Here is an 18,853-nt window from a genome sequence, read left to right on the forward strand (position 1 = left end):
GAATGGATAAATTACGCAGAATAACTTTCAACTTTTGCCAGTGTTGATCTGTCAGCATGGTACGAGGCATAGCGAATAGTAAAATTGGGTTTGGCGATTTGATTTTACTACTTCGCTATTTTTTTAAACTAAAAGTGTCAACACACCCTAATTATTCAGCAAAAAACCTGAGTAAATAAATCCTTAGCAATTGGTTTTAAAATGATTGGTGCATACTGCTTTTTCCGTTATAATTTGGCGTTTTAAATTTTTAAGCCCCGCATTGCAGCAGAGCTCTTATATGCTTGTCAGACTGTGGTGTTTTAGCCAAATCGGAAATTATGGAGTGACTTGGTTGTGAGTACTCGTTTTATGACATCAGCTGAAATTCGTGAAGCATTTTTGCGTTACTTTGAATCGCAAGGGCATACACGTGTCGCGTCGAGTTCTCTAGTACCTGCCAATGACCCAACTTTGCTGTTCACCAATGCTGGTATGAACCAGTTTAAAGATTGCTTCTTAGGTCTAGAAAAACGCGATTATGTACGTGCAGTGTCATCACAAAAATGCGTACGCGCAGGTGGTAAGCACAACGACTTGGACAATGTGGGTTATACAGCACGTCACCACACTTTCTTTGAAATGTTAGGTAACTTTTCATTTGGTGATTACTTCAAACGTGATGCGATCAAATTTGCTTGGGACTTTTTGACTAACGAAGAATGGCTTGGTCTTCCTAAAGATAAACTCTATGCAACCGTTTACCACACCGATGATGAAGCCTTTGACATCTGGAACAAGGAAATTGGTCTAGACGCTTCTCGCATTATTCGTATTGGTGACAACAAAGGCGGTCAATACGCATCAGATAACTTCTGGGCAATGGGTGACACAGGTCCTTGTGGTCCATGTTCTGAAATCTTCTTTGACCACGGCGATCATATCTGGGGTGGCCTACCAGGTTCTCCTGAAGAAGATGGCGACCGTTTCATTGAAATCTGGAACAACGTTTTCATGCAGTTCAACCGTACTGCGGATGGCGTATTACACCCTCTTCCAGCGCCTTCTGTAGATACAGGTATGGGCTTGGAGCGTATTTCTGCCGTTTTACAGCACGTCAACTCAAACTACGAAATCGACTTATTCCAACACCTACTCAAATCAGCTGCAGAAATCATTGGCATGGATACTACAGCGCTTGAAGCTGAAGCAGCTGAAAAAAGCACACCTGTACAATACCCTGCTTCACTTAAAGTGGTTGCTGACCATGCACGTTCATGTTCATTTTTAATCGCTGATGGTGTTAATCCTTCAAATGAAGGGCGTGGTTATGTACTGCGTCGTATCATCCGCCGTGCAGTGCGTCACGGTAACAAACTGGGTGCGACCGGTTCATTCTTCCATAAAATGTTGCAGCCGCTTATTGAAGTGATGGGCGAAGCATATCCAGAACTTGCAGCACAACAAGCACGTATCGAAGCTCAACTGCTCAAAGAAGAAGAACAATTTGCCAAAACACTTGAGCAAGGTTTGAAACTGCTTGAAGGCGAATTGGCACAATTAAAAGGTTCTGTGATTCCGGGTGAAGTGGTTTTCAAACTTTACGACACTTACGGCTTCCCGACGGACTTAACTGCGGATATCGCACGTGAACGTGAACTCACAATTGATGAAGCTGGCTTTGAAGTTGAAATGGCAGCACAGCGTCAACGTGCCCGTGATGCAGGCAAATTCGCAATCGACTACAACAGTGTTGTCAAAGTTGAAGGCGAAACTCAATTTGATGGTTATGATGCAACTGCAGGCGAAGGCCAAATCATCGCAATCTATAAAGATGGCGAGCAAGTAGATGAAATCGTTGAAGGCGACGAAGCTTTAATCGTACTCAACCAGACCCCTTTCTATGCAGAAAGCGGTGGTCAAATCGGTGATACAGGTATTTTCAAAAACGATACCGGGATTTTCGAAGTTCAGGATACCAAAAAATCTGGTGGTGCATTTGTACACCAAGGTATCGTGACTATGGGTAACTTGAAAGTTACTCAAAATGTAGAAGCAACGGTTAAAGCAGACATTCGTGCAGCAACGGCACGTAACCACTCTGCGACTCACCTGCTACATGCTGCATTACGTCAAATTTTAGGTTCACATGTACAGCAAAAAGGTTCATTGGTTGCATCTGACGTGTTACGTTTTGACTTTGCCAACGACCAGCCTGTAAGCTTTGAACAGCTGCAAGAAATTGAACGCTTGGTCAATGCTGAAGTGATTGCCAATACTGCGGTGTCTACTGAACTTCTGGATATCGAGTCTGCGAAAGCTAAAGGCGCGATGATGCTGTTTGGTGAGAAATATGGTGACGAAGTACGTGTACTGTCTATGGGTTCAGTGATTGAAGAGAAAAACTTCTCAATCGAACTTTGCGGTGGTATTCACGTAAAACGTACCGGTGATATCGGTCTGTTCAAAATCACCTCTGAAGGTGGTGTGGCAGCCGGTGTACGTCGTATTGAAGCAGTAACAGGCACTAAAGCACTTGAAGTTGCGCAAAAAGCCGATCGCGATATCAATACGATTAACGGTTTGCTCAAAGCGCAAAAAGACCAGACTTTAGAAAAAGTTGAAGCACTGGTTGATACTGCATCGAGCTTGCAGAAACAGATCGAACAACTCAATCAAAAACTTGCTAGCCTGCAAGCTGGTGAACTTCTAAGCCAAGTTCAAAGCATTGCAGGTCGTGCAACCTTGATTACAACTGTTGAAAACATGGATGCAAAAGCACTACGCAACCTGCACGACGGTGTGAAATCAAAATTAGAAAATGCAGTGATTGTTCTGGCAGGTGTAGAGGGTGACAAGGTGAGCTTGATCGCATCTGTAGCAAAAGACTTTACTGCTTCTATTAAAGCAGGTGACATCATCAAACATTTGGCAACTGAGCTAGGTGGTAAAGGTGGTGGTAAACCTGACTTGGCACAAGGTGGCGCGCCACTTAACGAGAAGTTTGCTCCAGTGATGGCAGATTTAACTGCCTGGCTTGCAGCAAAATAAAACTTCAATTTTGTGTAACTGACCCTGATAGGTACATCAGGGTCATGGCTTATATGGAACAACTATGGCATTAATCGTTCAAAAATATGGCGGTACCTCTATGGGTACTCCCGAGCGCATTTTAAATGTTGCTCGTCGTGTAAAGCGCTGGCATGACCACGGCCACAAGGTAGTGGTAGTGGTATCAGCAATGAGTGGCGAAACCAATCGTCTACTTGCTTTAGCGAAGGCCATTACCGAAACCCCTGACCCACGTGAACTAGACCAAATGGTATCTACGGGTGAACAGGTTACGATTTCTATGTTAGCAATGGCGCTGAACTCAATTGGAGTTGAAGCAAAATCACTAACAGGTCGCCAGGTTGGCATGAAAACCGACAGCTCATTCAATAAGGCACGTATCGAATCCATTGATACTGAAGTCCTGAACTCAAATCTGGATGCAGGCCGCGTACTTGTCGTTGCCGGTTTCCAGGGTTTTGATGAACATGGCAATACCACTACTTTAGGGCGTGGCGGTTCTGATACTTCAGGTGTTGCAATTGCTGCCGCACTCAAAGCAGATGAATGCCAAATTTATACCGACGTTGACGGTGTATATACCACCGATCCACGTGTTGCACCAAAAGCAAAAAAAGTTGATCGTATTTCATTTGAAGAAATGCTTGAGATGGCGTCACTCGGTTCTAAAGTCCTGCAAATTCGTTCAGTTGAATTTGCTGGTAAATACCAGGTGCCTTTACGCGTATTATCAAGCTTCGACAATGACAACGATGGCGCATTCGACGAAGAGTTTAAGCAAAACGTTGGTACACTTATTACGACTGAATTGGAAGACAACATGGAACAGCCAATTATCTCCGGTATCGCATTTAACCGTGACGAAGCAAAATTAACTATATTAGGTGTGCCTGACGAACCGGGTATTGCTTCTAAAATTTTGTGCCCGATTGGTGATGCCAATGTTGAAGTGGATATGATTATCCAGAACGTTGAAGAAGATGGTACAACTGATTTCACTTTTACTGTGAACCGTGGCGAATTAAATAAAGCCAAAGCCATTCTTGAAGCAACTGCTCAAGAAATTGGTGCGCGTGAAGTTGCGACCCGTTCAGATATCGTAAAAGTATCGATCGTAGGTGTCGGTATGCGTTCACATGCCGGTGTAGCGAGCAAAATGTTTACAGCATTGGCAGATGAAGGCATCAACATCCTGATGATCTCGACGTCTGAAATCAAGATTTCTGTGATCATTGAAGAAAATTATCTTGAACTTGCGGTTCGTTCATTGCATACCGCATTCGGTTTAGACCGTGAACAAGGCGAATCTAGCGCACGTGCTTAATCGTTAAGACAGAATATTGTCATTGTTTGACAGTATTTTATAAAAGTCTACAAAAATGCAGAGCCACTATAGTCTTTTTTATAGTGGCTCTGTTATATTAAGCCTGAGGATTTTTAACCAGCTGAGATAGATTAAAATCTTTCACCCAGATGACAGAATTTCTATCCAGATCTTATTTTGTAATTTTTGGTTGTGCTTTTTGTTTTACATTCAATAGATTGCAGGTTTTGCATTTTGCAAGGAGAAAAACATGCTGATTCTGACTCGACGCGTCGGGGAAACTTTAATGATTGGTGATCAAGTCAGTGTGACTGTGCTTGGTGTAAAAGGTAACCAGGTTCGTATCGGGGTAAATGCTCCGAAAGAAGTCTCTGTGCACCGTGAAGAGATTTACCAGCGTATCCAGCATGAACGTGCAATGCATGAACATCTTCAACATATCGATCAAGATTACCAACCTTCTTATGAAGACGATAGCCAGACACAAAATAACTTTAACCGTTAATGTTTGTGCGAAGAATAAAGCGGCTTTTGAGCCGCTTTAAATTTGTCTAAATTTTATACAAAAATATTAAGTACTTAGATAATTTAAAATAAAACTTAAAGTTCTGCACCCTGCTGTAATGCTGCAATCACCTTTTTTACCGGCCCAAAACTGCGACGATGCTCATCAATCACGCCATGTAAGGCAATCGCTTCAAAATGTGCCTTGGTCGGATAACCCTTGTGCTTGGCAAAGCCAAATTGCGGATGCTTCTGGTCCATCTCGATCATCTGATGATCACGGGTTACTTTCGCCAGAATACTGGCTGCTGAAATTTCAGCATGCAGTGCATCACCACCCACCACGGCATCACAGCTCATAGCAAGGCCCTGTGGAATCTTGTTGCCATCGACCAATACATGCTCAGGCTGAACTGGCAAAGCTTCTACAGCACGGCGCATGGCCAGCAAAGAAGCTTGCAAAATATTATGTTCATCAATCTCTGCCGCAGAAGCCTCAGCAATGGCCCATGCCAGCGCTTTTTCCTGAATCTCGATAAAAAGTTTTTCACGCTTCTTTTCAGTGAGTTTTTTAGAATCATTTAAACCCTCAATCGGGTTGTTCGGATCCAAAATAACTGCCGCAGCGACGACTGAACCGACTAATGGTCCACGCCCTGCTTCATCTACGCCAGCAATCTTCATGTCTATTTTCCCATAAAAAATAGGCTGAACCAGTCAGCCTATTTCAATTTTTAATCTGGGCTTAGTTTACAGCTTCAGCCACACAAGCGTTAATGGTTTTTGCAACCACATTGCCGACAATCGTCGCACGTGCTGCCGGGTCAATTGCTGCAGTCGCCAAATCTACCGCTGTTACACTTTGTGGCGCTTTTTCACTGACACAGCCACAAATTTCAGTCTGGATATTCTGCTTTTGGGTCGTAGTCATTAGACGTGTAGCTGTTTGCCATGCTGGAATATTATTCAGCTCAGTCGTACATTTTGCATTGATCGCGATTTTAAGCGCAGCCCCACCCAGCTGTTGAGTCGTGGTTTGCGTTTCAGGGCTGCCTGTTGTTGCACAAGCCGATAAAACCAAAGTAAGCGGAGCAAGTGCAGCCAATAATTTTTTCACAGGTCTGTTCCTTGTTTATTCATATATGAAGCGTGACGCTATTGTGCCGAAATTCACCTGAATAAGAAATCTAAAAATCATCCTGAATGTTTAATCTGCACCCAGCCATTTCAATAGATGTTGCATGGAAGCCACCATAGCGTTGCAGATTTGGAATTGCTGAGTTGATTCGCCCTTTGCTAAGGTGCATCCATCTTTGAGGGCAATCGAAAATCACATGGAAAAAGTACAATATTACACGCGCACGGCACAATGGCTGCACTGGATCATGGCAGTTATCTTTATTGCAGCCTGGCTGATTGGTTTTTATAGTGGGAATTTTTTAAGTTATGAAGTCGATGGCAACTTTAAAGGCGATGTCATCGCCCTGCATAAAAATATCGCCACCACCATTATTTTCCTGCTGGTTATGCGAATTTTCTGGCGTTATACCCATCCTGCCCCTGAACTACCGGATACTATGTCACCCCGGATGAAAACTTTGGCACATGCAGGTCATCTGGCTTTGTATTTTATGCTGATTGCCCTACCTGTCACCGGCTGTTTATATAGCTGGAGTCTGGGCTATCCAGCACCAGTGCTATATTTATTTAACCTGCCGGCACTGATTTCAGAAAATCCGGCTGTAACCGCGATCGTAAAACCCCTGCATATCTGGCTTTCCTGGGCAGTTGGCTTACTTTTAGTTGGACATATTTTCGCAGCACTGAAACATCATTTTATCGATAAAGATCATGTACTCAACAGCATGACCCGACAATCCAAATCTTCTAAAAAATAATCTGCAAAACCACACTCAATCAGCTTTCATTGCAAAGCTGATTTTATTTTAAGAACTCGGTCATGCAGCCTTTCAGACTGTTTGCAATAGCCTGTTGCGTGAGTTTTGACTTTACTTCTTCATCCAGAGTCGCTTTCAGTAAAGTGCTTGCCGGAATATCCTTGAGTGCATGCTCACCTACATATGAACAGACATTCTGTTCAAGTTCAGCTTTATTTTTGTCCTGCATAAAATAGGTCGAGGCAGTCCAGAATTTAGATGCTTTCAATTCTTTTGCACATTGGTATTCAATCACGGGTTTTAAAGTACGCTGTGTCAAAGTCATATCCGCATTTGAGCAAGCAGATATCAACACGCTACTGATGAGCAAAATTATATTTTTCAATTTCATATCCATCTATAAAAACAAAGGCAGAGCGAACCCTGCCTTTTATTTAAAAACTTAAACCAGGGCACGGATCTGGTTGATCCATTGCTCTTTTTCAGTATCGGTAATAAAAGAGGCTTCAAATGAGTTAATGGCCAACTGCTTGAGTTCCTCATTGCTTAAATCCAGTGCTTCAGCAATGGCAATAAAATTGTCATTCATATAACCACCAAAATAAGATGGATCATCTGAATTGACTGTAACGTGCACGCCTTGTTGCAAGAGGCGACGGATATTATGCTGCTGCATATCATCCACGACGCAGAGTTTCAGGTTTGACAATGGGCAAACTGTCAGTGGCATCTTTTCTGCGATCAGGCGCTGCATTAACTCCGGATCTTCTTCCGAACGAACCCCATGATCAATACGATTCACTTTCAGCAAATCTAAAGCTTCCCAGACATAAGCTGCCGGACCTTCCTCACCTGCATGTGCTACAACCAAGAAACCTGCTTCACGCGCTTTAGCAAAGACACGTTCAAACTTTGAAGGTGGATGCCCGACTTCACTTGAATCCAGACCGACCGCAATAATCTGGTCTTTATAAGGTAAGGCCTGTTCCAGTGTTGCAAATGCAGCATCTTCACTTAAATGACGCAAGAAACACATAATCAGATGTGAACTGATACCAAGTTTAGTTTTGGCATCATCACAGGCTTTTTGCAAGCCGTTGATCACGGTTGAAAAAGCAACACCACGATCGGTATGGGTTTGTGGATCAAAGAACATTTCAGTATGCACGACCCGGTCTTCAGCACATTTTTCAAAATACGCCCACGCCAGATCATAAAAATCCTGTTCATGAATTAATACAGCAGCGCCGGCATAATAAATATCCAGGAACGACTGAAGATTATGAAAGTTATAGGCCTGTTTAACTTCTTCAACAGATTTATACGGGATGGCAATTTTATTACGCTGAGCGATCGCAAACATTAGCTCAGGCTCAAAAGTGCCCTCAATATGAACATGAAGCTCGGCCTTTGGCAAAGCTCGAATCAACTCAAGACGGTTCATCGCTTCTCCTCATGAAACCTAAAATAATAAAAAAAGGGTGCAAACTGAGTTTACACCCTTTCCAAATCTAGAAAAATTAGCCGCCAAATAGTGCGAATTTAAGCGTCCATAGTACTGCAATAATCCAGACCATATACGGTACAGTTGATGCCTTACCGGTTAACAATTTGATCAGTGCATAGCTGATGAAGCCCATCGCAATACCATCAGCAATTGAATAGGTAAATGGCATAAATACAATGGTTAAAAATGCAGGAACTGCTTCTGTAATATCTTCCCAGTCAATATGCACGATACCTTGAATCATTAAGACACCGACAAATAACAGCGCTGGTGCTGTTGCAAAGCTTGGTACAGACTGTGCCAATGGTGCAAGGAACAAACAGGCAACAAACAGGATACCGACTACAACAGCAGTTAGACCTGTACGGCCACCGGCTGCTACGCCCGCAGAAGATTCAATGTATGGCGTAGTTGAAGATGTACCCAGCGCTGCACCTGCAACAATTGCAGAAGAGTCCGCAAAAAGTGCTTTTTTCAAACGCGGCAGTTTGCCATCTTTCAACAAGCCTGCACGGTGTGAAACACCTACAAGCGTACCGGTTGAGTCGAATAAATCGACCAGGAAGAAGACAAAAATCACGCCAATTAAACTGGCAGTGAACAGACCTTCAAAGCTCATTTGCATAAATGTTGGTGCAATCGATGGCACTGCGCCAACCACACCTTTAAATTCACTCAGACCCAATGCTGCTGAAATACCGGTTAACACCAAAATACTGATGATGATCGCACCACGCACTTTAAAGTGATGCATCACAACAACCAGAAGGAAACCAAATAATGCAAGCAAAACCGATGGTTGTTTTAAATCGCCCAAACCTACCAACGTAGCAGGATTATCCACAATCAGGCCGGCATTTTTCAAAGCAATCAGCGCAAGGAATAAGCCAATACCACCACCGATGGCCAGTTTCAGCGACATTGGAATCGCATTTACAATGGCTTCACGGATTTTGAACATGCTGATCGCAATAAACACAAGACCCGAGATAAACACAGCCCCAAGTGCTGTTTGCCAAGGCACACCCATTCCCAAACATACGGAATAGGTAAAAAAGGCATTCAAGCCCATGCCTGGTGCAAGTGCAATTGGATAATTTGCAATCAAGCCCATGACTAAACAGCCAATCGCGGCTGCAAGACAGGTTGCTACAAAGACAGCCCCATGATCCATCCCCGTTTCGGACAAAATCATCGGATTGACAATAATGATGTAACACATCGTTAAGAATGTAGTTACACCGGCAAGAACTTCTGTACGGAAACTGGTTTTGTTTTCACTCAGTTTAAACAGACGTTCAAGCATACTTTCTGAAGATGGATTAGGAGTCGTCATGACCTAGCCCCTATTGAGTAAACTTTATGCTTTAAGCAAGCCGTCAAATAAATGAAATTTTATAAAAAAAATTCATCAATTTTAAGGATGTGTTAGCAACGAATATGCCAGCATAGCCATTTGACGGGTTAAAATGTTGGAACAGCTTACAGCCCCAGGGCTATGCTATAAAAACCCAAAAAAAAATCTAAACAAAAAAGCTGCATAACCTTTATGCAGCTTTATTTTCTTGATTTAAACCAAATGCTTAACAAGATGAATTCTGCTTCATCCTGATCGTTGGCAAATTATAACACATTGATTTCTTATTGCTTATTTGATTTTACATTTTATTAGAAATTAATATATTCCAGGTAAATATTTAAAAAATTTTATTATATTTATTATTGATTTAATTTTATCATTTTAATCCAATCAACAAAAGAGGATTGTCTAGCCTGCTTAATGTCGATGCCGATTGGATTCCAGCAATTTGCTTGAATCACGACCATCGTTCAAGACATGACGGATTTTTTCATATTTTCTGATTTCTGACTGTTTATGGACACAAAATCCTAATAAACTGATCATTAAGGCAAAAACAGGGATAGCATATATTTTCATTTTTATTATGCTGCTTTGTAACACTATGCAATTATGCTAACAAAAAACCTAACAAACTTGTGACATAGTTTACATTTAACCCGATAGAAGGCATTTATTCATCCTCTACATATTACTTTTATGTCGTTTTATTTATTAATACTTAATTAATTTATAATTCTTTTTTCAAAAAATCGATACTATTAAAAATTCTTTTAAACAAATAACAAGCATTTGAATTTAATATATTTTTTAAACTATCTAAAAGAAGTTTATTTAAAATTAAAATATGTAGATTAATGAAATCTAACCTATTCAATAGAAATTATTTCGATTTATTTTATCGGCCTTTTCCAAGAATACTCAACTTTAATTTTTAGGATAAAATGATCTAAATAAGGGAGATTTTGCGAGGGATTTCAAAGTGTTTAGCGACATTTTTTATTTTTAACTATCTTGAAGTTTTCATTATGCAGTTTATCCATACTTCACTCATCATAGAGGCAAATCGTTGAACACTATTTAAGAACCTAACCATGATAAAGACATCCCAATATCCGGCATACATATCCTCATGCCAGATACTGGGAATCATCTCATTTATGCACTCAGTTGTTCATCACGCTTGAACACCAGTTCTCCTTTGAGTGAACTGTCTGCATCAAAATAATAGCCATCAGTATTAAAAGCTTTTAGCCCCTCTATACGATCAATTTTATTTTCAATCATAAAACGCGCCATGAGACCGCGTGCTTTTTTGGCATAGAAACTAATCACTTTATATTTGCCATTTTTCTGATCCAGAAATACCGGCTTGATAATGTCTGCCTGAATTTTGCACTCGTTGACTGATTTGTAATATTCATCAGAGGCGATATTCACCAGGATTTCAGAATTTGCTGCTGTTAGATCCTGATTAATCAGATCAGTAATGTGATGTGCCCAGAAGTCATATAGGTTATGCCCGCGGGAATTGGCCAATTTGGTTCCCATTTCCAGACGGTACGGCATCATCAAATCCAAGGGACGTAAGAGTCCATATAATCCAGACAACATGCGTAAACGGTCTTGTGCATAGTGCAGATCTTCATGTTTTAAACTATAGGCATCCAGACCTGTATAGACATCGCCTTTAAATGCAAAAATCGCCTGACGGGCATTGGCTAAATTAAAATCCGGTTGCCAGTCATTAAAACGTGCGGTATTTAAAGTGGCAATTTTTTCACTAACACTCATTAAGCTGGAAATTTCTGTTGCAGAAAGTGTACGACAAACGTTGATCAAGTCCTGTGAATGTTCTAATAATCTCGCTTGAGTAAATTGGTCAGTCGGTAATGGAGTATCGTAATCGAGAGTTTTGGCTGGAGAAATTAAAGCGAGCATGGCAACCTGGTCAAAAAATGATTAATCAAACTATATCAGTCTGCTTATTTTAATTCCAATTCATGTTTTTATTCACCATAATCGTTAAAATGCACGATTCTCCTGTTAATCATCGGTTTTTATATGCCCGAGCAAATTTTTCTTCAAGGGCCTGCGGGTCAGATTGAAGTTTTTGTGGATTATCCTCAGGGTGAAGTGAAAGGATTCGCGGTAGTTTGTCACCCCCATCCATTGCAAGGCGGTACACCACAACATAAGGTTCCGGTTTTACTGGCACAAATGTATCTGGAACGTGGCTGTATTGTGTATCGTCCAAGTTTCCGTGGTTCTGGTCAAAGTGAAGGTATACACGACGAGGGCTTCGGTGAAACGGATGATGTATTAGAAGTCATTCGGTTCGCTCGCAACCAGCATATTGCCCTGCCTTTTTATGCAGGTGGTTTTAGTTTTGGTGCGCATGTCATGGCAAAAAGCTATGCAGCCTTACCCGTAGAACTGCAACCAAAGCAAACCATTTTATGCGGTCTGCCAACTGCAACAGTGGCTGGTATTCGCCATTATGTTACGCCTGCAATTAAAGGCGACATCCTGTTCATTCATGGTGAAGCCGATGAAGTGACTTTGCTCTCAGATATGATTGAATGGGCAAAGCCACAACGCCATTTAGTGACCGTATTACCTGGTGCCAACCATTTCTTTACCGGCTATTTAAAGCAATTGCGGATCGCAATGACCCGATATTTAGCGCTCGGCTAAATAAAAAAACCCATCAGATGATGGGTTTTTTTATTAAAAGACAAAATCTTCTGCAAAAATTTCATACATCACAGCCCGATATTTAGGCTTATCGATGTAACGGATAATTTTTCCGACCAAGCGTTCTGCAATTTTACGGCTAGCCCAGTTTTCTTCTGCTACCGGGTAGCTTAAGACTTGAATCCCTAGTGTATTGAAAGCATAGGCCACAACACAATGCACTGCCTCATGTCCATAATGATGACCATGTGCAGTTTCACGAATCCAGATACCAACTTCAGGTATTTCATCATGAAGTCGATGCAAACCACATAGCCCAATAAATTCTTGTGTTTCAATATGACGGATAACAAATACATATTCTTTATGATCGGTCATATTTTCCAGCCAATTTTTCCAGACTGTTGCAAATTCCTTTTCAGATTCTGGTGCATCCCACGCCATAAAACGTGTCAAACTCGGCGTAATTGAAGCATAAGCTTCTTCGGCATCGGCTGATTTAAAACAATTCAGGATCAAGCGTTGACTTTGCAGTGTAGGCAAAGCTGATTGATTCTGTTGAATTAGCTCTTCCATTCAAACTCGCTAAAGCGTTCCTGCTCTTTTAGAGAGGTTTCCACTGCCTGTGCAAGCTGATTAAGCAAACTTCTTTCGGTGATACGATCCAGCCAATCCTGTTCTTCTTCAGGATATGAGGCAATTTCACAGACCAGATGCCCTTGTTCATCTCTGGTTTCGCAACTCACAGATAAAGGCAATGCATGTTCTTCCACGCTGACGGCAACCTGAGCTCCACTTTGGCTTAAGGTCTGAAAACCATATTTGCCTAATTTTTCGGCAAGTAAATGTGCTACATATTCCTGGGTTTCCTGACCATCCCGTGGTGTTTGGCTCTGGGTATTGGCCATGAATTTTAATTTTCGCATCGCTACTTCCAAATGGCTTTTTTCTTATATGGGTTTAGCATAAGCAATATAAACAAAACAGCCAAGCAAAAGCTTGGCTGTTTCACATAATTTTAAAAATTATTCTGACACTTGAATGGGCAATCCTGCAATTGAGGTTAATTCTGTGAAGGTCGGGAAACTGGTTGCGACCGTTTCAGTACCGACAATCTTGATCTGCTCCGAATTACGCAAACCGGCAATCGAAAAACTCATCGCGATACGGTGATCATGATGCGATTCAATTTCACCACCCGTAAAGATTGGCGACCAGTCACCGGACTTGCCCTTACCTTCAATGATGATGCCATCTTCAGTTGGGGTACAGTTAATACCCATGGTTTGAAGACCATTTGCCATCACTTGAATACGATCCGATTCTTTCACGCGAAGCTCGGCAGCACCGGTCAAAATTGTCTGACCTTCAGCGCATGCTGCCGCAATGAATAACGCCGGGAATTCATCAATTGCCAATGGCACCTGATCTTCCGGCATATGAATGCCTTTCAAGGTACGCGTACCACGAATACGAATGTCCGCAATTGGTTCACCGCCTGCAATACGCTCGTTTTCAACTATAATGTCCGCCCCCATTTGCTTGAGGATTTCAATCACACCAGTACGGGTCGGGTTAATGCCTACCGCTTCAAGGGTGACGTCCGAGTTTTCAGTAATTGCCGCACCCACCATAAAGAAGGCAGCGGACGAAATGTCTGAAGGCACCTGAATATTGGTTCCAACCAGCTTACCACCACCTTGCAGGGAAATTTGGTTACCTTCAGTTTTCACCTCATAACCGAATGCACGCAACATACGTTCAGTATGATCGCGGGTTGGTTCAGGTTCAGTCACCGAAGTTTCACCTTCCGCCCACAGGCCTGCAAGTAAAATACCTGATTTCACCTGAGCAGAAGCCATTGGCAAATCGTACTGAATCCCTTTAAGGTTTAGATTACCGGTAATGGATACAGGTGGTGTACCGCGTTCACCTGTGGTCTGAATTTGCGCGCCCATTTCACGTAAAGGCTTGGCAATACGCTCCATTGGACGTTTAGACAATGACGCATCCCCTGTCATCACTGAATCAAATTTCTGTGCTGCTAGCATACCCGACAGCAAACGCATTGAAGTGCCTGAGTTGCCCATATAAATGGCAGACTGCGGCGCTTTTAAGCCTTGCATGCCAACACCATGAATGGTGACTTCACCATTTTTAGGGCCTTCAATGCTGACTCCCATATCACGGAAAGCTTGCAGTGTCGCTAGAGCATCCTCACCTTCCAAAAAGCCGGTCACATGTGTGGTACCTTCTGCAATCGCACCAAACATGATCGAGCGATGTGACACAGATTTGTCACCTGGCACGGTAAATTTACCCTGAAATTTCTTGGCACCCGGCTGAATGGTAAATTGTTGTGTCACTTTATTTTTCTCCATGAAAGGTTTCTTGGCGAGCATATGGTTGAAATGCTGGCGAGCTGCCTGCGCATGACCCAATAAGCCCATCAATGCGTGGGAATCTTCATCTTCAATCAATTTGCGGATAATCGCGAGCTGCTGTTCAAAGCCATCAACAGCATTTAGAACTGCTTTTTTATTAGCAAAAAAGATGTCATGCCACATTTGTGGATCGCTGGCGGCAATTCGCGAGAAATCCCGAAAACCACCCGCAGCATAACGAAATATATCTAAATTGTCTTCACGCTTGGCCAATTGTTCAACCAAGTTGAATGCCATAAGATGCGGAAGATGACTGGTATGCGCCAGCACTTCATCGTGCTTGTCGACATCCATGCAAATCACTTCGGCTTTCGCCGCTTGCCACAGCTGAATCAGTTTATCGACGGCCCAGTTTGCACTGCTTGGCAGTGGCGTCAAAATCACTTTGTGATTGGCAAATAAATCAACTTTACCTGCATGTACCCCAGTATGCTCGGCACCTGCAATCGGATGGCCCGGTACAAAACCTTCAGGCAGTTCATCGCCAAAAACCGCTTTCGCTGCATCGACCACATTACCTTTGGTACTACCAACATCAGTAATAATGGTATTGGGAGATAAATAAGGCTGAATGGCTTCCAACACCTTTTGCGTGGCACGTACCGGCAATGCAAGCACTACCAGATCAGCACCTTTGACCGCCTCTACAGGATCGGCATAGCCTTCGGAAATCAGGCCAAGAGATTTAGCATCTTCCAAAGTCTTTTGTGAACGTGTCGATGCAACGATGTCATTGGCCAAATGCTCGGCTCGAATGACACGCGCCAGACTTGAACCAATCAGTCCAAGCCCGATAAATGCAACTTTCTCAAACAGTGGCTGCGACATGGTTTAAGCTTTTGCCTCTAAACCGAGTACTTTAGCCAATGCGCTCAAGAATTTCGCATTTTCTGCTTCAGTACCAATCGATACGCGAATGTGATTTGAAATACCAACCGGACGCACAATCACCCCTTGTTTGAGCAAACCATTGAAGGTTGCTGATGGGTCTGCCTGTACATCTACCAGAATAAAGTTGGCACGTGAAGGCACATAGTTAAGACCCAAAGCCTTAAAGCCAGCTTCAAGTTGCGCCATACCGGCTTTATTCACTTCACGAGAACGCGCGATAAAGTCTTCATCTTTCAGTGCAGCCACCGCAGCGACCATCGCTAAATGGTTGACATTAAATGGTTGACGAATACGGTTCAGGTAATCTGTCACTTCAACTGAAGCCAGAGCAAAACCAACACGTAGTGCAGCCAAACCATAACACTTCGACAAAGTACGGCTAACGATCAGGTTTGGATATTGCGCAAGGAATTTCAAGCTGTTGAAGTTTTCCGGGAAATATTCCACATAGGCTTCATCCAGAACCACGATGACATTAGCAGGAACTTTTTGCATGAAAGCTTCAAATTCAGCTTCTTCGAACCAGGTTCCCGTCGGATTATTCGGGTTTGCAATGAAAACGAGTTTGGTGTTGTCCTGAATGGCAGCCGCCATTGCTTCCAAGTCATGCGAGAAGCCTTTAGCTGGTACTTCAATCGCTTGCGCATTAATGGCTTGAGTTACCAATGCATAAACCGCAAAAGCATGCTGGCTATACACCACCGAATCATTTTCTGAAACGAATGCACGGGCAAACATTTCCAGTAAGTCGTTTGAACCATTCCCCAAGGTAATCTGATCATGATTAAAACCAAACTGGGTTTTGATCTGATCTTTCAGGATAAAACCACCACCATCTGGATAACGGCCAATTTCAGCAATTTCCGCAGCGACCGCTTCTTTGACTTTATCTGAACAACCCAGCGGATTTTCATTTGAAGCCAGTTTGACGATATCGGTAAGACCCAACTCGCGCTCAAGTTCACTGATCGGTTTACCCGGTTGATATGGCTTTAATTTTGAGATGCCTGAATTGGCTGGAACAAACGACATTTTAGACTTCCAATTTTAGGTATAAAACAGTGGTCAGCACCCTCGCCCTGACCACGTATAGCTGACTTAAAGTACAGCTGCAGGATATGAACCGAGCACGCGAACTTCTTTAACCAAAGGACGAATTTCTTCAATGGCTGCTTTCACGTGTTCCTGCTCAATATGGCCTTCAAGATCAATGAAGAACACATAAGCCCATTTTTCAGGAAGTGCAGGACGGGTTTCAATGCTGGTCAGACTGATATTATGCTTGGCAAATGGCGCCAGAATTTCCAGCAAAGCCCCGGCACGATCATGTGCTGAAATCAGTAATGAAGTCTTGTCATTACCGCTTTGTGGCACTTTTTCACGGCCAATCACCAGGAAGCGTGTGGTATTTTCCGGATTATCCTCGATATTGCTATGCATGATTTCGAGATCATAAATGCTCGCAGCAATTTCAGAGGCAATCGCGGCAGAATGCCATTCATTACGAATACGGCGCGCTGCTTCTGCGTTGGAGCTTAAAGCGACACGTTCCACGCCTGGATAATGCGCATCCAGCCACTTACGGCACTGTGCCAAAGTCTGCTGATGCGCATAAATCTGTTTGATGCTGTCTTTACGGGTATTTTCAGAAATCAGGAACTGATGGTGAATCGGTAATTCAACTTCGCCAATCACATTCAGGTTCGATGTTTTAAAACAGTCCAAAGTATGGTTAACCACGCCTTCAGAGGAATTTTCTACCGGCACCAGACCATAATGGGCACTACCCGCTTCCACGTCACGGAAAACTTCATCAATGGTCGGTAAAGGACGAACCACAGCATCATGGCCAAAGTGCTTGAGTACCGCAGAATGAGTATAGGTCCCGACTGGTCCCAAGAAAGCAATGCTTTGCGGAGCTTCAAGTGCCAGACAGGCCGACATGATTTCACGGAACAGACGTGCCATGGTGGTATCAGACAATGGCCCTTCATTACGTTCCATGACATTACGCAAAACCTGAGCTTCACGTTCTGGACGGTAAAACAGCGGATTCTCTTCTGAAGCAAACTTTGCTTTTGCCACAGCTTCAGCCAAACGTGCGCGACGGTTAATCAATTGCTGAATTTGCTGATCAACAGAATCGATATCTTCACGAATTTTTGCCAAATCAAGAGAAGTCGTGGTGTTTTGATCGTCGTTGATCATTGTTCTGTCGCCCTTCATAAACCTTATCTGTTCAGTATAACAATAGTGAGCTTTCAAATGTTACGCAATATGACATTGGTAGATTAAGTCTTAAAAACATACAGTTGATTTTAACCATTTATCGCTTTTGGTCATATCTGGTAACATTTACTTCAGCTTTTCTGCTTGATTTACATTATTAAATTGTAAACTTTGCCTGTCCATATTAACTGATTTTAAGGAAGATGAAATATCACTATTTCTTAATCTATATAGCGGTTTTAAGCATAAGAAAATTAAAATAATTACTTTTCACACGTCATTTTTGAACCATTCATATCTAAGATAGATTTCACAATAAAATGCACACTCTGCAACCCCATTTTTATCGACTTCTCTTTGATTTCACTTATTTTTTACATTAAATCACTACTCAATTACAAAGCAGAGACGATTTTTTAACCAATCATAGATAGTCTAACTTAAAACAAGCGTTTGGGTGTCAGTCATGCCAAAAAGAATAGCTGTACTTTTGACGAATAATTTTGAAGATCAGGAATATCTTGAACCCGTTGCGGCCTTGCTGGAAGCAAAGCATAGCATCTGTAATATTGAGTTTAATGTAGGAAAAGTGGTCTATGGTCTGCATGGCTGTTCTGCAGTGACGATTGACCGGGGCATCGAACAAATCAGTATTGATGATTTTGATGCCTTGCTGATCCCTGGCGGTGAATCTGCAGTTTCTTTATCTACCGATCTCCGGGTGCTTCAATTTATCCAAGCTTTTAACCAGGCCAAGAAAACCATCTTTAGTTTATGTGATGCATCATTATTACTGTGCGAAGCAGATGTACTAAAAAATCGGGTGGTGTATCAAAAAGTATGCTAAAAAAAAGCAGGTTGAATTTTGATAAAATAGAGAAATGCAAATAACTCTAGAAATCAAATGTCCAACCTGCCTCAGTGACAGTATAAAGAAAAATGGCATCA

The 18,853-nt window shown here is 42.4% G+C and carries 16 protein-coding genes and 1 pseudogene; 6 read left to right on the plus strand and 11 right to left on the minus strand.

Translation table 11 applies throughout. The features are described 5' to 3' along the window. The first annotated feature begins 336 nt into the window (after positions 1-336). From alaS to csrA, 3 genes are all read left to right on the plus strand, one after another. Positions 337-3,030, plus strand: coding sequence for an alanine--tRNA ligase (gene alaS / locus FTT86_RS14550; RefSeq protein ID WP_180181418.1), 2,694 nt, complete (start codon positions 337-339; stop codon positions 3,028-3,030). Positions 3,031-3,094: 64 nt separating this feature from the next. Beyond that, complete coding sequence (locus FTT86_RS14555) at positions 3,095-4,375, plus strand: aspartate kinase (protein WP_004278971.1); 1,281 nt, start codon at positions 3,095-3,097, stop codon at positions 4,373-4,375. Positions 4,376-4,625: 250 nt separating this feature from the next. Further along, a complete protein-coding gene (gene csrA / locus FTT86_RS14560; RefSeq protein WP_004278972.1) occupies positions 4,626-4,880 on the plus strand; it encodes a carbon storage regulator CsrA in 255 nt (84 codons plus the stop codon). Positions 4,881-4,975: 95 nt separating this feature from the next. On the opposite strand, the gene rnhB is transcribed toward csrA, so the two are convergent. Beyond that, positions 4,976-5,563, minus strand: coding sequence for a ribonuclease HII (gene rnhB, locus FTT86_RS14565; RefSeq protein ID WP_004278973.1), 588 nt, complete (start codon positions 5,561-5,563; stop codon positions 4,976-4,978). A gap of 61 nt (positions 5,564-5,624) precedes the next feature. Next, positions 5,625-5,996, minus strand: a complete 372-nt coding sequence (locus FTT86_RS14570; RefSeq protein ID WP_004278974.1) for a hypothetical protein — start codon at positions 5,994-5,996, stop codon at positions 5,625-5,627. Between the two features lie 217 nt (positions 5,997-6,213). Between FTT86_RS14570 and FTT86_RS14575 the strand changes: the two genes are divergently transcribed. Further along, positions 6,214-6,777 (plus strand): cytochrome b, encoded by a 564-nt coding sequence (locus FTT86_RS14575; protein ID WP_180181419.1) that lies wholly within the window; start codon positions 6,214-6,216, stop codon positions 6,775-6,777. A gap of 43 nt (positions 6,778-6,820) precedes the next feature. On the opposite strand, the gene FTT86_RS14580 is transcribed toward FTT86_RS14575, so the two are convergent. The 4 genes from FTT86_RS14580 to yaaA form a co-directional block, all read right to left on the minus strand. Next, positions 6,821-7,174 (minus strand): hypothetical protein, encoded by a 354-nt coding sequence (locus tag FTT86_RS14580; RefSeq protein WP_180181420.1) that lies wholly within the window; start codon positions 7,172-7,174, stop codon positions 6,821-6,823. A gap of 45 nt (positions 7,175-7,219) precedes the next feature. Further along, positions 7,220-8,221 carry an adenosine deaminase gene (locus FTT86_RS14585; RefSeq protein ID WP_004731590.1) on the minus strand — a complete coding sequence of 334 codons (1,002 nt, stop codon included), beginning with the start codon at positions 8,219-8,221 and terminating at the stop codon, positions 7,220-7,222. Positions 8,222-8,297: 76 nt separating this feature from the next. Beyond that, entirely contained in the window at positions 8,298-9,620 is a 1,323-nt protein-coding gene (locus tag FTT86_RS14590; RefSeq protein ID WP_004645563.1) for an NCS2 family permease, read from the minus strand. A 1,182-nt stretch (positions 9,621-10,802) separates the two neighbouring features. Continuing rightward, positions 10,803-11,585 carry a peroxide stress protein YaaA gene (gene yaaA, locus FTT86_RS14595; RefSeq protein WP_180181421.1) on the minus strand — a complete coding sequence of 261 codons (783 nt, stop codon included), beginning with the start codon at positions 11,583-11,585 and terminating at the stop codon, positions 10,803-10,805. 123 nt (positions 11,586-11,708) lie between these two features. Between yaaA and FTT86_RS14600 the strand changes: the two genes are divergently transcribed. Continuing rightward, positions 11,709-12,341 carry an alpha/beta hydrolase gene (locus FTT86_RS14600; protein WP_004645565.1) on the plus strand — a complete coding sequence of 211 codons (633 nt, stop codon included), beginning with the start codon at positions 11,709-11,711 and terminating at the stop codon, positions 12,339-12,341. Positions 12,342-12,374: 33 nt separating this feature from the next. Here FTT86_RS14600 and FTT86_RS14605 read toward each other — a convergent pair whose 3' ends face one another. From FTT86_RS14605 to pheA, 5 genes are all read right to left on the minus strand, one after another. Further along, on the minus strand, positions 12,375-12,917 hold the full coding sequence (locus FTT86_RS14605) for a GNAT family N-acetyltransferase (protein WP_180181422.1): 543 nt from the start codon (positions 12,915-12,917) through the stop codon (positions 12,375-12,377). After that, positions 12,905-13,267: a hypothetical protein gene (locus FTT86_RS14610; RefSeq protein ID WP_004278984.1), complete on the minus strand. Its 363-nt coding sequence runs from the start codon at positions 13,265-13,267 to the stop codon at positions 12,905-12,907. The genes FTT86_RS14605 and FTT86_RS14610 overlap by 13 nt, the downstream gene beginning before the upstream one ends. Positions 13,268-13,366: 99 nt before the next feature. Beyond that, positions 13,367-15,613, minus strand: a complete 2,247-nt coding sequence (locus FTT86_RS14615) for a bifunctional prephenate dehydrogenase/3-phosphoshikimate 1-carboxyvinyltransferase (protein WP_180181423.1) — start codon at positions 15,611-15,613, stop codon at positions 13,367-13,369. Between the two features lie 3 nt (positions 15,614-15,616). Continuing rightward, on the minus strand, positions 15,617-16,708 hold the full coding sequence (hisC, locus tag FTT86_RS14620; protein ID WP_004645569.1) for a histidinol-phosphate transaminase: 1,092 nt from the start codon (positions 16,706-16,708) through the stop codon (positions 15,617-15,619). A 66-nt stretch (positions 16,709-16,774) separates the two neighbouring features. Then, positions 16,775-17,884, minus strand: coding sequence for a prephenate dehydratase (gene pheA, locus FTT86_RS14625; protein WP_004645570.1), 1,110 nt, complete (start codon positions 17,882-17,884; stop codon positions 16,775-16,777). Positions 17,885-18,371: 487 nt separating this feature from the next. Between pheA and FTT86_RS14630 the strand changes: the two are divergent. Then, positions 18,372-18,734: pseudogene (locus tag FTT86_RS14630) on the plus strand (DJ-1/PfpI family protein); the annotation flags it as partial. Between the last annotated feature and the right edge of the window lie 119 nt (positions 18,735-18,853).

It is taken from the genome of Acinetobacter sp. YH01021 (assembly GCF_013420255.1).
Classification (GTDB): Bacteria; Pseudomonadota; Gammaproteobacteria; order Pseudomonadales; family Moraxellaceae; genus Acinetobacter.

Coding starts and splice junctions, on each gene's coding strand:
- FTT86_RS14610 (WP_004278984.1), bottom strand. CDS start 13,267: ATGCGAAAATTAAAATTCATGGCCAATACCCAGAGCCAAACACCACGG.
- FTT86_RS14575 (WP_180181419.1), top strand. CDS start 6,214: ATGGAAAAAGTACAATATTACACGCGCACGGCACAATGGCTGCACTGG.
- FTT86_RS14615 (WP_180181423.1), bottom strand. CDS start 15,613: ATGTCGCAGCCACTGTTTGAGAAAGTTGCATTTATCGGGCTTGGACTG.
- FTT86_RS14605 (WP_180181422.1), bottom strand. CDS start 12,917: ATGGAAGAGCTAATTCAACAGAATCAATCAGCTTTGCCTACACTGCAA.
- csrA (WP_004278972.1), top strand. CDS start 4,626: ATGCTGATTCTGACTCGACGCGTCGGGGAAACTTTAATGATTGGTGAT.
- FTT86_RS14585 (WP_004731590.1), bottom strand. CDS start 8,221: ATGAACCGTCTTGAGTTGATTCGAGCTTTGCCAAAGGCCGAGCTTCAT.
- pheA (WP_004645570.1), bottom strand. CDS start 17,884: ATGATCAACGACGATCAAAACACCACGACTTCTCTTGATTTGGCAAAA.
- rnhB (WP_004278973.1), bottom strand. CDS start 5,563: ATGAAGATTGCTGGCGTAGATGAAGCAGGGCGTGGACCATTAGTCGGT.
- FTT86_RS14600 (WP_004645565.1), top strand. CDS start 11,709: ATGCCCGAGCAAATTTTTCTTCAAGGGCCTGCGGGTCAGATTGAAGTT.
- FTT86_RS14580 (WP_180181420.1), bottom strand. CDS start 7,174: ATGGATATGAAATTGAAAAATATAATTTTGCTCATCAGTAGCGTGTTG.
- FTT86_RS14590 (WP_004645563.1), bottom strand. CDS start 9,620: ATGACGACTCCTAATCCATCTTCAGAAAGTATGCTTGAACGTCTGTTT.
- FTT86_RS14555 (WP_004278971.1), top strand. CDS start 3,095: ATGGCATTAATCGTTCAAAAATATGGCGGTACCTCTATGGGTACTCCC.
- hisC (WP_004645569.1), bottom strand. CDS start 16,708: ATGTCGTTTGTTCCAGCCAATTCAGGCATCTCAAAATTAAAGCCATAT.
- yaaA (WP_180181421.1), bottom strand. CDS start 11,585: ATGCTCGCTTTAATTTCTCCAGCCAAAACTCTCGATTACGATACTCCA.